Here is a 14,557-nt window from a genome sequence, read left to right on the forward strand (position 1 = left end):
GAGCAGCTTTTTAAATATTTAATTACTTTATCGCTTTAACGCACTACTTCACAAAAGAAGTATTTTATACATATGTCTAATTATAGAACATACGTTCTCTCTTGTTCACTTGCTTCTTTGCTGTTCGGTTGACAAGAACTTGATGTCATAAAATACAAAAGCCGCGAACTACGCGGCTCTCAATGAGATAATGTTCTTGTCACCAAACACTTGCTTGTCTATTACTAATGATACAAATGTTTATTGATTATTTTTTAGGCTGGTATTTCATGGGTTTCCTCATACGATCTGATAAAATCTTCAGAGCTCTTTTTAAATTTCTCGAGTTCTTCACTGCCGATAGCTTCCTCTCTACCATAAAACGCAGCCTTACTTATCATTTCTTCAGCTGCGTTATAATTTCCCTCTTTTGAGAATATGTAAGCTAAATCAAGCAATGTATAATGGTATTCTTCATGCGAATTTGCTGAAATGCATCCTTGGAAATCATCAGGAATATATCTTTCATGAATCTCCTTAGACTTGATTAATTGTTCTTTCGCTTCCTCTAAGTAACCTGCCCTCAGTAACTTATCTCCTAATGAATAGTATACTTCCGGAGCGACCTTTACTCGATCAAATATAAATTTTGCAATTAAAATGGCATCATCAAGGCTTGTTTCAGGTGCCCAGAGATGGTACGTATCGTTGTGCATATAAGTGTAAGCGCTATTTTCGAATTCATATACATTCTCTTCTTCGGAACCGTTATCCTCGACCATAGTAAATTGGAACGTGAATTTTTCGGTAGGATCCTCAGGCTTTAATGTTCGCCCTGTATGAAGATAATCATACGTAAGTTTTGTACACTCTGCTTGCCCTAAAGTCCATAAAGGCACTAATCCACCGTTTATATATTGTACTGGAAGAGGGATCTTTTCACTAATTTCCTTAAACTCTTTACTTGATACTCCAAGTATCTTTGCGAACTCTTTATCCCCTATCCTTTCAGTTAACCTTTGATATTGTGTATTGTAAACAAAATCTAAGTCAGTTCTTATGTGATTATAAGTCAAACTCTCAGGCATACCAAGAAAGGCATCTATTATATTCTCAATTCTTGCAGTCCATGTATCCCAGAAGAAATAATTAATCCGATCTTCATCTCTTTCGCTCTGACCTAACCTATATTTAAGTATCTCAAGGCTATTTTTATGAACAATGTCATAAATTGAACGATCAAGCCAATTTGTTTTATATATAGCTTGCAAATTATTTATGTGTCTATCATGAAAATTGGGCATATATCTAAAGATCGTCTCATGATTAGTCATTTTGACTGATGTATTTTGCCATTGGCGTACGTGCAAATCGTGTTTAATAAACGCGAAGTAACTGCCTAGTTCGTTGAACTCTTTATACATTGGGTCCCCATTATTAAATAACGTAATCATTGTTTCATCCTCCCTATTATAAGTATCTATTTTATCCTCGACCTAGAAAAAAACCGAAATCTATTTTTTTCATTGACAGCCGCCCCTATCAAATTGCAATATCTTCGATATTACACGTGTTTGTAAATTGAACTATGTACCGGGACAATTCATCTTGGTCCTTTGCATACCGGATAATACCGTGTGAAGTTCGGCTGTCAAAAGACAATTCAAAATGACCTTGAGTCGAAGGATAAATATCGACGCGCCGAAGCTGATCCCCTGATAACCACCAAACCCAAATAGAGAACCATTGGTGTTTAATTTTAAAATCTTTGATTCCTGCCTGTTCGAGAATGTCGACAATAGATTTGTGAATGTTTATCCGTTCGAAATTCGCTTCTGTATCATATACCTTCACCAGAGCGTCGCCATTCCATATCAACGATCCGGCAAATAGCTGCTCCCATTCCCTGTAGCCCTTAGTTTCTTTTTTTGGGATAAACCCATTCTTAGAAAGAAAATCAACATCAACGTGAAAGCTGAATGAAACCATTTTTGCCTGATACTTCACGGCGATATGTTCAACCAGCTCCATTAAGAGCTCCTTAAAATCGGGACTATAAGATGATGTATCATCGAAGCATGCAAAATCCAATTCTGAAATTGTATTCAGGATCCCCATTTTCAACTGATTCCCAGTGCTTGTCTCCTTGATTCGGAAATTTGTACGCTTTTGAAAAACAAAATCTTTGCCGGCCGCAATGGTATACCCTCTCTCCTTACACTTTTCCCTAAGCTGCTTGGAAATCAACATATTCTCCTCATTCTCCTTCAATCTAACTAGTAGTCGGCTACAATCCTCTTTCTGCCTTTTACGGACGCCTTTGTCAGACCGGTACACGGTTACCACCCATGTTCCGTATCAAATGATTACACCAATGTACATGGCTTTCCGATCGTCAATATAGTCCGTATGAGTAAGAAACGGAAGAACAAGTAAATCCTATCATTTTGAATCTAGGCTACTCATTTACTACACATAAAATTGGAGGCTTCTTCAGCTCAACTAATACATCTTCCCAATAATGAGTGTGTGCATCAAGTCTGTTTAATAATCCTTGGAGCTCGTTAATTAGGCGTTCTTTATCTTCGATTGAAATTAGTCTTGCTGATTCTACAACTCCATGGTTCATCCAAACAGTTTTAGGTATACGTTTCTTTAGCCTGGCTAGACGTTCTTCAAGAGTCATCTCCCATACTTCTTTTCTATCCATTTTTACATATTCTCCCCTTATTTTATTTCAGATCTTAATCTATTACTACTAATTCTAACCCATTAATAGATTGTTTATTCCACTAAAAACACTAAGTTTTGGTAAGTTCAACTCTCCTGTTATCTCTGAATCCAGCAAACGATTCTAGGGTTATGTTGTACACACAGCTATAGCGCAGAAGCATCGCGCAGCCATGTCCCATATCCACGATCGTAAAACCGCGCTGCGTACCAATCCGTTAATTTTCGCCCACTGCATCCAGATCATTTAAATCCCACTTGATATCATCTTCTTGGTGGTTGTAACCTTAATTTTTTATTTGGTTGCAAGAATGTTTGTATAGCTTACTATTTGGAAATAAATAGTATCATAATCATCTAGTGTATTTGACACTAAACAAAAATAACTCTATGATAAGTGTAAATTACACTATTCAATAGAAAAGAGGGATAATATGGAGAAAATGACTACCGGGTACCCCACTACCCAGTACAAGGAGTTTAATGATTTAGGAACGTATTTCGCATACATAAAACACGAATTGAGCGTCCGCGCATGGGCAGCAAATGCAAAGAAAAATTCTGCCGAAGCACTCCCTAATTTAGCGGAGAGTATAAAAAACCGGATGGATTTATCAAAGCTCGCAGAAATCACTAGATTGGACGGACAGATTTTTCGTGTTGTACATGGCAGTTCAATAGGAAAGCTATATGAAATCCTAGAGGAATATAATGACATCTTGAAAACCGAGCTTTGGGTGTCTTGGACCGAATATACGCGAAAGTTATTAGAACTGCTTCTTAAAGCTCCGAATTTAGTACACAAAGAACATGTACGTGATGACCTCCATTATGTATACAATGAGCAATTCAATCGACTTACACAACGTATCGGTATTAAGGAATTTGCCTCGATCATCGGTTGGAGCCAGCGTCAATTGGCGGCGTTTCGATCCAACGGTGATAATTTGCCGGCTCCAGTGGAATTATTAGGTGCTACACCCATTTGGACTCTTGGCCAAGCGGAGAACTTTCTTCGAATCATCGAGTCCCGCAAGGTACTTAAAATTCGTGGTGATTGGTCCTCCATGCAAGAGCAAACTTTAGATTGGAAATTGAACTGGCAAGAAGTAAGTCTCGGTTGTGAAAATCTAAATGAACCTGACGAAACAGAACGCGTTTATTGGATTGAAGATACGGCGAGCTCCTATTCCTTCTCAATAAATCACAACTTAGATAAATGCGTAACACCAGCCGAAGTAGAATCTGCAGGTAACTTCTTAATTGAGAGACTTCACTTTTGCCCTGAGACCTATTACTACATGGGGTCAACTTATTTGAAGCACGGTTTCCTAGAGACTGCAGAATGCTACTTCACCAAAGCACAAGAGCAATATGAGACTCTTATCCCTACCGAAATGGAAGGCTATGTCCTACATACTGAAGAAGGGTATTTTTACACCTACTTCTATCTTGCTTACCTGAAAGCAGAAAAAGGAGAAATAGATTCTTCAAAAGAGCTGCTTACTTACATTCAGTCGCGGGTAAAGGTTGAGAATGGACCGGAGATTAACTTTGATGAAGAATTAAATGTAATCGAAAACGAGCCGACGAAGTTTGCGATGTGGGTAAAAGAGAGAAATGATTATTCTATCTGCGATGAAGATCCTGCACCATCTTTACCGGAAATACCAGGTCGTTTGATTGTAGATATTGAAGAGAAAAAGAAGATACTTTTGGATTACTTCAAAAAAGCCAAAGGGGATATGTATCATGCCGTTGAAGTGTTTTATGGTTGGTCGCGTTTTCAGGTTTCCCATGTCATGACCTTCTTTCGGGAGAACATGTTAAGTCTGGATCTTCATGAGTTTCAACCTGGAGACGCTTTGATTAAAGAGATCCCAGTCGGTAACTCAAGTGCCTTGTTGATCATCCATCCGAAAAAGCCCAAAAAAATCTATTTATTAGGTCTCGATATCCAAGAAGCGCAACGTTTGGCGATTCAATGGCGTTCGCAGGTAATGGATAATTTGGCTGGATAAAAATTAAACAAACCATTAATCTATCATCAGATGCCACAGAATCTCGATCTGTGGCATCTGTGCTGATCACGTGCTTCCAAGCCGCATGTTAATTATAATCAATAAAATGGTTCCGTGCGTGGATTGTAAGATTACGGAAAAGCGAAAAAATCAAAGGTCATGAAAGCATCACCTACAACTTGGAGTTGCATGCCTTACTAACCTGAGAGAATTATGCAAAAAAATAGAATTGTAGCGCGCTGCGCTGCAGCTCATCTTTCGTCATTTATTTTCTGTTCATGTTTAGTCAACATCTCTAGCTGAAGCTATCTGTCTTCATCCTGAAATAACACTTTTTCTTTATTAACTCCAACAGTATATGAAGTGGTCTCTGACACAACATTCAAAATGTATTCTACATCATCAACATCTACTGCTAGAACAGTAAGATCTTTTAAAGGAATCTGTTGTTTTTTGAAGTGTGGATCCACTATTCTGAGCATGTGAGAAAGAACGGAAGTAGCAAAATCGTCCTCTGATAGCAGAAACCCACCGTCCTCATCTCTAACTTTCCCTCTATAAGTATGTTTCAAATAAACTAATCTTTCTTCTGGATGGTATTCCAATACAATCGAATTGGATACATATCCAGTGTCTTTAACGATATGCCCTATGTATTGTGTCGGTGACCCAATCCTCTCAAAACTGTCTTTTCTAACAAGCTTTGGTTTTGCGCAGAGAACATGTGGAGCCATGAATGTAGGATCGTTTTTATAGTTTTGAATCAACACTAGAATCTCCTGAAGTTTCATCTTTTCTTTAATTAGATAGGCAACAAACTGCTCTTTGCTTATTGAATTGTTACCTCGAACCTCACTAAATAATTGTGACATTTCTACAGTATTCGGTTCGTATACAAAGCCGGCAGGAAAAGGGGTTTTCTCTAAATTTAATATTTCATTACTTAGTCGATAAATCTTTCCTTGAAGATCATGTTCAAGAGTATCGAGTGATCGTTTCAAATGTACACACCCCTTTTTCCTTAGCAGCGCCAACAGAACTTAGCGGTTGCTTTTTCAAGTACGAGAATGACAACTTTCCCGCCCCCAATTTAAGATATATTTCTAATATTAACCTATTAATTCATACATAAACATATAATCCGCGGAAACTACATTCTCATTCTTCGCGGCAACGCGGCTGCTACTTAGTTCTCCGATTTTAGATACCACTTAAAACCAGAGATTCGAGTGATGCTGAACCTTCCATCTATCCCTCGAGGCCGCCGTTATCAAAGAGAATGTAAATGCATTCAGCATTTCCAAAAATTTAACTTGCATAGACAAACCGTCTTCGTTATATAATAAGATACAAACAAATGTTCTTATTATGGTGGTGGAAATATGTCATTAGACGAACAGGCTATTACAAACGATGATTTACAACTCGTCAAAGAATATACGCTCCTTCCTATTCTGCTTGACATGCTTACTCGTGACATGAACGAAATGAAGGCATTTGAAGATCGTATCATTTACAACCATGTAATTCATTATTTACAGGATATCGAAGGCACAATATATCGAGTTATTCAGGAGATTAAGCAAAAGATGCGACAACGCGGAATTAAAATACTTAGCACAACGCCGGGTAAATCAGGTATAGACGTTGAGTATAAAATACGTGGATATGTGCATCATTTCAGCATGCTCCGCAGTTTAGTAAAAGCAGAGCTCATGACCACTCTTTCAGATTTGCGGAGCCGACTATGAAGGATCAAAAAGTTATAATGCTCGCGGATGGCATGTCTTTTTATGCCTCAGTCGAAAAGGCAGATCACCCGAATATTCGTTATCGACCCGTAGCTGTTGCAGGCTCTGTTGAACGGCGCAGCGGAATAATTTTAGCTGCTTGTCCGATCGCAAAGAGTTTTGGCGTTACGACCGCGGATCGGCTTGGCGAGGCATTAGGTAAGTGCCCGGAGCTTATTGTAATGAAGCCGCGCATGCAACATTACATCGACGTTTCCATGCAAATTACGCGCATATATCAAGAATTCACCGACCTAGTGGAAATATTTTCCATAGATGAAAGTTGGCTTGACGTGACAGGTTCTATTAATCAGTTTGGCGATGCTGATACAATTGCAAGAATGATTCAGAATCAAGTAATGCAGCAGACAGGGGTTAGGGTCAGAGTTGGTATCGGATCCAACAAAATGATGAGCAAAATGGCAAATTCGATATGGGCGAAGAAAAACGAAAGTGGTATTTTCACACTGGAGAAGGATCAAATTCCAACACTACTCTGGCCTCAACCGGTTGAGAAAATGTTCGGAGTAGCCGGCCGGATGACATCTCATTTCGAAAGACTCGGCATGCATACAATTGGCGATATTGCCAGAACACCACTGCCGAAACTCAAAGATAAATTCCGCGTACTTTTCGGCAAACAATCAGACATTCATGCCGAAATCATGTGGAGAACTGCCAATTCAATTGATAACAGTCCAGTGACTCCCAATACATTCGATATAGCGCCTAAAAGTATAGGGCACATGATGACTTTACCAAGAGATTTTTTAAATTCTCGTGAGGTGGACACGATTCTCTTAGAGCTAACAGAGGAGATATGCCGGGATGCGCGGCGGAAAGGTTTTATGGGATCGGTCGTGTCTGTCAGTTGTATGTGTAGCCCCTTTGATGCTCCTACAGGCTTCAGTAGGCAACAAAAAATGCCAGACCCAACAAACAGCACGAATGCGGTCTACAGCGCCGCGAAGACCCTATTTTATCGCTACTGGAACACATTACCCGTTAGACGTGTTGGCGTTACATTAAGCCAGCTTGCCGATGACGAGACATATCAACTCAACATGTTTGAAGATGTGCCGAAGATACGAGCACTCGAAAAAGTGACGGATACAATCAAGGATAGGTTTGGCAGCACAGCGATAATGAGAGCCTCTTCACTATTGGATTCCGGGCAAGCATTAGATAGAGGTAGCAAAATTGGAGGACATTTCAAATGAGTAAAAAGCTGCAGAACAACGGTCTGTGGGAATCTTCGAGGATGATGCTCCCTCAACATCGCGAAGCCATTAAACTGCAACAAAAAGAAGAAACACGTATCGAAAGACCGAGGATGGACGAACAAGAAGCTCACACGATGGCTGCCGCGCTTACGCAGTCACAAGTTTACAGTCAGCTGGTAGAGGTTACTATCTACGGAGAATACCAGTCGCGGACATTGACTGGCCGTGTTACGAGTCATCAGCGTGATGCATTTCGCTTGTATATCGACGCTACGGTTCAAGAACATGAATGGGTTAGGTTTAAAGATTTAATTAAAGTAGAGCTTATTGATGTTGAGTCGATGTTTGAATAAAAAAAGGTGCCTACGGCGCCCTTTTTTTTATTTGAACTTTCACTTACTTTTTGAAGAAGTATGTAATTTGTTAAAGGAGTGATATATACGCTACATCCTTTGGTCTGAAAGCATAATCAGGACCTGTAAAAAATTCATCTTTTTTATGGTCAGACATCGACTTTAGATGATCGACCAGATCATGAAAGGTATATTGTGATTTGATTTGAGCTTTTGTTTTCTTACCGCTTCTAAGTATGACTTCAATCTTATAACTATAGACCAAAGGATTAAATAACTCCTTATCAATTTTCACTGAATTATCCTTTTTATTATACTGGTTTATTAAAAATTCCCTATAATATCCACCAAATTCAAACTTAATCATTCTATAAGTTAAATATTGTCTAAAACCTTCAATGCAATGTATGCGATCGTTCATCGCTGCATATAAAAACGGCCGAAGTCCATTATTATCTTTTTGATTGAGGTTTGCTCCGGCTTCTATCAATTTCTTTATGAGTTCAAGGTTCCCCACTTCAAAGGCTGCCATTAAAGGAGTTTTCCCATGATTATCTTTAAGGTCAATCAACCCTCCATTCTCGATAATCTTGTGAATTATCCCGTCATAACCTTCTCGGATCATAGAAATTTGGAAGTAAACATTATTTAGATTTTCGGATGCGAGTTTTTCACACTTAGCTGTATTAGCCTTCCTTTCCTCAATCTTTTGAAAAAATTCCTCTTTCGAGATCAATGGGATTTCCTCCTAATATTTTGCGCATGTCAATCAACGGCCATTAAATATCTAGTAGAACGGCATCTATTTAGGGACCTACCCTTTCTAAGTTCCCGTTCTTATCCATTTGAAAAACTGTATTGGCTTCATCTGGAGCCATTTCAATTTTACGCGCCCGATTAATAATCCGAAGAATGTCGGCAGAATCCTGTTCAAGTATTTTATATTTAGTCTGCCATTCATTAGTTTCATTTTTAGCTTCATCAAGTTCTTCCAGTACATTGTGAAGTTTTTCTTTCAGTCTTTTGTTTTCAGCTTCTAACGATTCTATTTCTACCCTAATTAGATCAAGCGACTTACTCCAGTGACCGTGCTTGTCATGTTTAAAAATACTAATACTTAAATCTTTATTTTCGTCCTTGATAGTTTTACGAAGTACAGAGTAATATCTCTGCCTGATTGCTTGTATGCTATGACCAATAATCGGAGCTAATTTTCGATAGGCATCTTCTTTTTTCGATTCTACCTTGAGTGCATCGAGTATCATGAGATCATGAGTGGGTGTCCACGCCATCTGTTTTTTTACTCCAAAATGCGCTGATTTGGATTTATTAGCTTTTTTATTTCGAGATTTACGTTTAATTCGATAGAAATGATTACGAACTGTTGTCCAGGAGATTTTACGCTCTTTGGCTATCTCTTCAAAAATATCCTGAGCTTCACGTCCGGCGGATAGTGCATCATTTACTCGATTAAAGAGAATCTCTTTATCATTACTGCTCCAATGTGGATACTTATTACGATTATTAAACTCATTTAAACTATTATTATCCTCATAAATAGAGTCATTCACTGATAATCACCACCTAATAATAGTAAGATTTATCCAATCCTTCTATAATCCATGATCACCGTTTATTGCCATTTTATACTTATGTTTTAAAACTTAATTAAACTATTGGACATTTAATAGCAATTTTCTTTAATAGTCTGGATTGCATTCTTATCATCCAATTATGAAGCGGGAACGAAATTCGGTTATCCTTAAAGATGTTTCCCGCTTGCTATCACCCTATTCGCACTACTCTTAATAACGATTGCCATGATCTAAGACCTATTCAATGCTTCCGAAGGACGTCTGCATTGATGATTACGGTATCAATGAATGATTTATCCTCTGGGAGTGTTAGATTTCCCCTGAGAGCGTCCTGAACGCAATTCGTAATAAGGTTCTTCGCCCCTAAAAGGACATCTCCCAATTCGTTGCCTTCTACAGTCTTCCGGATCGCCGGTATATAAGCACTATACTCAGAATCGCCAGTGTTTTTTTCAATCAACACACGATACTCTAGGTTGCTAGAATTGGCATCCATCATCTCTTCGATCCATTCAATGTCAGTCAAGACCTCATATCGGTCGATCGTTAAAACTGCACGTATGGACTCTGAATCAAGATTTAATGTTGCTTTTGAATCAAATTCGGAAAGAACTTTATACATCAGCTTGCCAAGTTCTCTAAGTATTCCGCGTTTTTGTTTATACGGCAAAACGGGGAACAATGTATTGACGGTATGGGAAGCATCCATCATGGCCATGGGGCAGCTCCAGTCCCCTTTGTAGCCAGTAAGAACTCCTTTATCTGATTCCTTGTCAGCGATCGATATATAAAACTGCGTCTCTGCACCGGTAAACAGGGCATGGAATGTGAAATGGATATATACCCCGCCCACGCCGTATGAAATGAAGTTCACCGACGCTTCTCGCCCAACTTCTCCGATTACTACTCCCTGGATCAATCGAGCGTGCTTCTCTGCAATTTCAAGTAATTCTTTTTGATTACCGCTGTGTTGTAATAATTGTTCCATTGTTAAAAAATCCCCTCTCGCGTGTAAAATTTTGGTAATAAAAAAGGAAGCACCGTCTCATGCCTTTCGGCGAATGAGATGGTGCTTCCATCTTTATGCTGGCAGCGTTCATATAAAATGAACGTCACGCTATTCGATTAGTTGAACTACGCTTTTATCTTATCACGATAAAAAGAAAGAAATCAAGACACGCTATTTTCGAACTTTGGATATCCTCCCCATCAGCATTGCCGATCCTTTGAAGCACTCTTTAAAATAAGTTTACATAATATTTGTTATGAATTAACTATATTAAATAGTCTAGGTTCGATCTTTTAACTAGTTCTATTAAAAAATGAGTTATTCTTCAAGAACTGTACTCACTTGAGTAATTGCCGCTTGAATTTCTTTTTTATAATTAATTAATTCTACTTCCAGGTGAGACTCAACATAATCTTCTATGAACTTAGCTTTCTGTTCTTTGTCCTCACGAAACCACTTCTTAACAGGATTTTTGGTCCATTCTTTCTCTGCTTGATCTCTAAGACGCTTTCTCATACTTAATTCGGCAAGCCTAACATCTACCGCTGCGCTTCGTTGTTCTGCAATTACAACATTAGGAGCGGGAAGCATCAACTTCTGTTTAGCCTCCATTTCTTCCTTAAATCGAAGCAGTCTTTCCTCCATCATCAGTCCAAGTTGCTCGACGACGACTTCTTGATCCAGATAGACCGATAGTTTCTGTTCATCATCTTCACTAACGTATTGCACTGGAAAAGATTGCTGGATAAAAGGAACTAGTGCTTTTACCGATAAACTTTTTTCTCTCGCTGCGTGAATATATTTTGCTATAGCAATATCAGTTTCATCAAGTACTCGCTCGCCTCTCTGGTTCCGTTTCAAAGTATGTACTTTAGATTCGTGTAATTCGTTAAACCAGTTTCTTAGGGTCTGGGCCGGGATCGATATCCCCTCCTCTTTCTCAAGATGCTCCTTCGCCCTACCGATGGTCCAATGCATTCCTAAATCCAATCTATTCACTTCCTCTATTTTTGTTTAATAAACAATTAACTATGCTAATCATTTCCGGAAGACTACCACTATATTTTTTTAGCAATCTACCATCGACTTTCTAGTAGATTTCCACTTTCTATGAGTTTACCACCTGATTAACACATTTCCAAGAGGTATATCTAAATACCCCTGTCAATATCATAGAATGACTTCACGGAAACCTACCACCTTCCAGAAGACTTCTATTAAGAGGTTACCATAATTACCTTGGTAGCCTCATAATCATCAACAATCTACTTTAAATATTGAATGGCAGGTTAACATCACACGTTAGTAGATTAACAAATATGCATGGAAGACTACCATTTTCTTTATAGTAGGATACCATTGACTTACTAGTAGGTTTCCACTTTCCAGAAGGTTACCAATCCACAAGGCTTTCAAGATGATTTTGCCTTTCTAGAAGGCTTCCACATTCCAGTAGCATTCAGTTTCGGCTAGTTCATTGTAAGAGCTGCGCATTGACCAACAGGACTCTCGGTTGTGAATGTGATGAGTAGGAGGGGAGGGGAGGTTTGAGGACCACCCATAACTTTTCAATCACCATGAAAGACACGGATCTATATCCTGGGAAACTGTTTAGTTCGTGATCTTTTCAAAAAGGGAAGAGCAGGGCGTATCTTCCAATCATTCTGCTTTCTAGAAGGCTTCCACATTCCAATAGGTTATCAATCTTTATTAGACTATTTCGATTATTGGGGTTATGCCCCGTACGGATAGCTGCTGCGTTCGGAAGAAGTTAGGCTTAGCAAGCTGCAGATTTACTTGATCCCGGGTTGCAAGTGGCAAACAATCAGGTAATAAGAAGAAGAAGGGGGGGCAAGGAAGCGTAAAGAATCATGCTCGCACGTCCATATTCCTTAATTAACAATAGTTTATTAATAGTTTAAACTATTAATAGTTTATAATAGTTTATTGTTAGTTTAAACTATAGATAAACTATTATTTGTATGCTATAATTGCATTTAGTTGCTTAATTTATCCAGTTTTTATAGGGAGGCCTTCATATGGTAGCGAAAAAATTAATCACAGGAATTGATCCGGGCAACACCAGCACAAAGGTTAGCTACATTAATGAAGAGGGGACTATTGAAAGTTTTGCGATTTCTACGGTGTGTGCGCCGGCCAACGAAAAAAGTGATCCTTTCAGCAGCAATACCCAGCAAAAGGAATATAGTGATACAGAACGACTACAGGTTCGGATTCATTCAAAGTCCGTACACAGTACATATTATTTCGTAGGTGATTGGGCTCGGAACAAAGAAGGCATGTTACAACCGGACGCGGAATCCTCTGATAAGCACAATAGTGAATTACATACGGTTACTACCTTGACAGGCCTTGCAATCGCAGCACTTAAAGTCGGCAAGACAGAAGCAGATTTGGATTATTCAGGTGGTTTACCAATTGAGGAGCATAAAAGAATTGATGCATCTCATGTTCTGGAACGTTATATCGGCACTCATACAATCTCTTTCATGGACGGCAAATATGCCGGAAAAACAGTCACATTAAATATTCAAGATGGACAGGTTCATGTAGAAGGCGTTACGAGTTCTTTTGGCTTAAAGTACGATATCCGTAAGAACAAATTGGTAGCTCGACCACGCGCAAACGAGATCGGCGAAGAATTTGCGTTAGGGGACCTGGGTGCAGGAACAACCGATTTGGCTCTCTACGATGTAGATGGTTTAAATGGTTATGTGAGCACGAATATTCAGATAGGAACAAATAAGTACATTGATGCAATGATTCAAGACATCTTTGAACTAAAGGAATTTGATGCTGTTAAAGAATTATTTATTAATAACGGTAAAGACCCTGTCATGTACACTAATCGCGAAGAATTCCTTAACGACGTAATCATTCCAGGTGTTGATATTATCATTAAAGGCGATAATCCTTACTTCAAAGTATCTTGGCAACGCGTGAAGAACCTAGATGTTACCGAGATCGTACTTAAGCGTATGAAGGAATACTTCGATGCGGTTTATAATAAACTCGAAATGTTCTGGGCCGAGAAAGCTCCAAAAATCGAAACATTCCCATTAGTTGGCGGCGGAATCTTGTTTGCATACTACTACTTCAAAGATACAAAGGGCTACATGCTGCCTGAAACGGATCTTCTGAAGGAATCTCCATATATCACTTCACGTTCGTACTTGATCGCGAATTATATCAGACAGAATAGCTAATCTCACCAAGAAATGTGAGGGGGGGTTAGATTGGGAAGACACCCGAAAGCAGGTAACTCAGGCTACGAAGCAGGACAAGGGCGCACGTTTACTCCCTCTGCTGGCGCAGAATGGATAGAAGAATTTAATTCAATGATGTCCTCTCTGAAAAAAAGTCGAAATGAAATGACCGAAGATTTGATTCGTGACGGATTAATGGCACGAAAAGGCAAGGAAACAGGGCTAACAACCTTCTACAATGATGCAGAAATCGATTTTTTAAAAAATCCGATTATGCAAAAGTTGGTTAAAGACTATTACTTGATTATGCATGGTGCGGCACCTTCAACGATTCTACAGGATCTTCTATTGGATAAACCGTCTTCGGTCGCTCCTGTGATGAGAGAGAAGTCTAATGAAGCAGCTGGAATCACTGTTGACCGATCTTCAATTCCGTCCTCTGATACGCTCATTGAGCGGTCTCCTGAGGTTGTAATAAACCAACATGAGGAACCACGAAATCCGGAACAACCAGACAATGATGAAATGGACTTACTAAAAAAAGCTGCAAAAGAACTGACTAGAATGGCATTGAAAAAGACCAACCAATAGAAAGGTGCAGTCGGAGTGATTTCCCACTCCAGACTGCAC

At 39.0% G+C, this 14,557-nt stretch carries 14 protein-coding genes; 6 read left to right on the top strand and 8 right to left on the bottom strand.

Going from position 1 to position 14,557, the window contains the following annotated elements; genetic code table 11:
• Positions 1-254: 254 nt before the first annotated feature.
• The 3 genes from QFZ78_RS00190 to QFZ78_RS00200 form a co-directional block, all read right to left on the bottom strand.
• Entirely contained in the window at positions 255-1,433 is a 1,179-nt protein-coding gene (locus QFZ78_RS00190) for a tetratricopeptide repeat protein (RefSeq protein WP_307544304.1), read from the bottom strand.
• 88 nt (positions 1,434-1,521) lie between these two features.
• Positions 1,522-2,229, bottom strand: a complete 708-nt coding sequence (locus QFZ78_RS00195) for a hypothetical protein (protein ID WP_307544306.1) — start codon at positions 2,227-2,229, stop codon at positions 1,522-1,524.
• Between the two features lie 208 nt (positions 2,230-2,437).
• Positions 2,438-2,689 (bottom strand): hypothetical protein, encoded by a 252-nt coding sequence (locus QFZ78_RS00200; protein ID WP_307544308.1) that lies wholly within the window; start codon positions 2,687-2,689, stop codon positions 2,438-2,440.
• Between the two features lie 454 nt (positions 2,690-3,143).
• Between QFZ78_RS00200 and QFZ78_RS00205 the strand changes: the two genes are divergently transcribed.
• Complete coding sequence (locus tag QFZ78_RS00205; RefSeq protein WP_307544310.1) at positions 3,144-4,730, top strand: hypothetical protein; 1,587 nt, start codon at positions 3,144-3,146, stop codon at positions 4,728-4,730.
• 305 nt (positions 4,731-5,035) lie between these two features.
• Here QFZ78_RS00205 and QFZ78_RS00210 read toward each other — a convergent pair whose 3' ends face one another.
• Positions 5,036-5,731 (bottom strand): hypothetical protein, encoded by a 696-nt coding sequence (locus QFZ78_RS00210; RefSeq protein ID WP_307544312.1) that lies wholly within the window; start codon positions 5,729-5,731, stop codon positions 5,036-5,038.
• A 381-nt stretch (positions 5,732-6,112) separates the two neighbouring features.
• On the opposite strand from QFZ78_RS00210, the gene QFZ78_RS00215 reads away from it, so the two are divergent.
• From QFZ78_RS00215 to QFZ78_RS00225, 3 genes are read left to right on the top strand one after another with little or no spacing between them, the layout of a single operon-like run.
• A complete protein-coding gene (locus tag QFZ78_RS00215; protein WP_307544314.1) occupies positions 6,113-6,481 on the top strand; it encodes a YhjD family protein in 369 nt (122 codons plus the stop codon).
• Positions 6,478-7,740 carry a DNA polymerase IV gene (locus QFZ78_RS00220; protein ID WP_307544316.1) on the top strand — a complete coding sequence of 421 codons (1,263 nt, stop codon included), beginning with the start codon at positions 6,478-6,480 and terminating at the stop codon, positions 7,738-7,740. The genes QFZ78_RS00215 and QFZ78_RS00220 overlap by 4 nt, the downstream gene beginning before the upstream one ends.
• Positions 7,737-8,096 carry a YolD-like family protein gene (locus QFZ78_RS00225; RefSeq protein ID WP_307544318.1) on the top strand — a complete coding sequence of 120 codons (360 nt, stop codon included), beginning with the start codon at positions 7,737-7,739 and terminating at the stop codon, positions 8,094-8,096. The genes QFZ78_RS00220 and QFZ78_RS00225 overlap by 4 nt, the downstream gene beginning before the upstream one ends.
• Before the next feature lie 70 nt (positions 8,097-8,166).
• Here the strand turns inward: QFZ78_RS00225 and QFZ78_RS00230 are convergent, their stop codons facing one another.
• The 4 genes from QFZ78_RS00230 to QFZ78_RS00245 all read right to left on the bottom strand — a co-directional run bounded on the left by QFZ78_RS00230 (position 8,167) and on the right by QFZ78_RS00245 (position 11,690).
• Positions 8,167-8,832, bottom strand: a complete 666-nt coding sequence (locus QFZ78_RS00230) for an ankyrin repeat domain-containing protein (RefSeq protein WP_307544321.1) — start codon at positions 8,830-8,832, stop codon at positions 8,167-8,169.
• A gap of 70 nt (positions 8,833-8,902) precedes the next feature.
• Complete coding sequence (locus QFZ78_RS00235) at positions 8,903-9,667, bottom strand: hypothetical protein (RefSeq protein ID WP_307544323.1); 765 nt, start codon at positions 9,665-9,667, stop codon at positions 8,903-8,905.
• Positions 9,668-9,932: 265 nt separating this feature from the next.
• A complete protein-coding gene (locus tag QFZ78_RS00240; RefSeq protein ID WP_307544325.1) occupies positions 9,933-10,679 on the bottom strand; it encodes a type II toxin-antitoxin system HicB family antitoxin in 747 nt (248 codons plus the stop codon).
• Between the two features lie 339 nt (positions 10,680-11,018).
• Positions 11,019-11,690 (bottom strand): hypothetical protein, encoded by a 672-nt coding sequence (locus QFZ78_RS00245; protein ID WP_307544327.1) that lies wholly within the window; start codon positions 11,688-11,690, stop codon positions 11,019-11,021.
• 1,049 nt (positions 11,691-12,739) lie between these two features.
• Here QFZ78_RS00245 and QFZ78_RS00250 point away from each other — a divergent pair.
• Positions 12,740-13,927: a ParM/StbA family protein gene (locus QFZ78_RS00250; RefSeq protein WP_307544328.1), complete on the top strand. Its 1,188-nt coding sequence runs from the start codon at positions 12,740-12,742 to the stop codon at positions 13,925-13,927.
• A 30-nt stretch (positions 13,928-13,957) separates the two neighbouring features.
• Positions 13,958-14,518, top strand: coding sequence for a hypothetical protein (locus QFZ78_RS00255; RefSeq protein WP_307544330.1), 561 nt, complete (start codon positions 13,958-13,960; stop codon positions 14,516-14,518).
• Positions 14,519-14,557 lie beyond the last annotated feature (39 nt).

Origin of the sequence: Paenibacillus sp. V4I5, from assembly GCF_030817255.1 — a bacterium.
Taxonomy (GTDB): Bacteria; Bacillota; Bacilli; order Paenibacillales; family NBRC-103111; genus Paenibacillus_E.

Bases quoted from the DNA above. Each gene is read 5' to 3' on its own strand.
- QFZ78_RS00195 (WP_307544306.1), bottom strand. From the start codon at position 2,229: ATGTTGATTTCCAAGCAGCTTAGGGAAAAGTGTAAGGAGAGAGGGTAT.
- QFZ78_RS00190 (WP_307544304.1), bottom strand. From the start codon at position 1,433: ATGATTACGTTATTTAATAATGGGGACCCAATGTATAAAGAGTTCAAC.
- QFZ78_RS00225 (WP_307544318.1), top strand. From the start codon at position 7,737: ATGAGTAAAAAGCTGCAGAACAACGGTCTGTGGGAATCTTCGAGGATG.
- QFZ78_RS00220 (WP_307544316.1), top strand. From the start codon at position 6,478: ATGAAGGATCAAAAAGTTATAATGCTCGCGGATGGCATGTCTTTTTAT.
- QFZ78_RS00215 (WP_307544314.1), top strand. From the start codon at position 6,113: ATGTCATTAGACGAACAGGCTATTACAAACGATGATTTACAACTCGTC.
- QFZ78_RS00250 (WP_307544328.1), top strand. From the start codon at position 12,740: ATGGTAGCGAAAAAATTAATCACAGGAATTGATCCGGGCAACACCAGC.
- QFZ78_RS00240 (WP_307544325.1), bottom strand. From the start codon at position 10,679: ATGGAACAATTATTACAACACAGCGGTAATCAAAAAGAATTACTTGAA.
- QFZ78_RS00200 (WP_307544308.1), bottom strand. From the start codon at position 2,689: ATGGATAGAAAAGAAGTATGGGAGATGACTCTTGAAGAACGTCTAGCC.
- QFZ78_RS00205 (WP_307544310.1), top strand. From the start codon at position 3,144: ATGGAGAAAATGACTACCGGGTACCCCACTACCCAGTACAAGGAGTTT.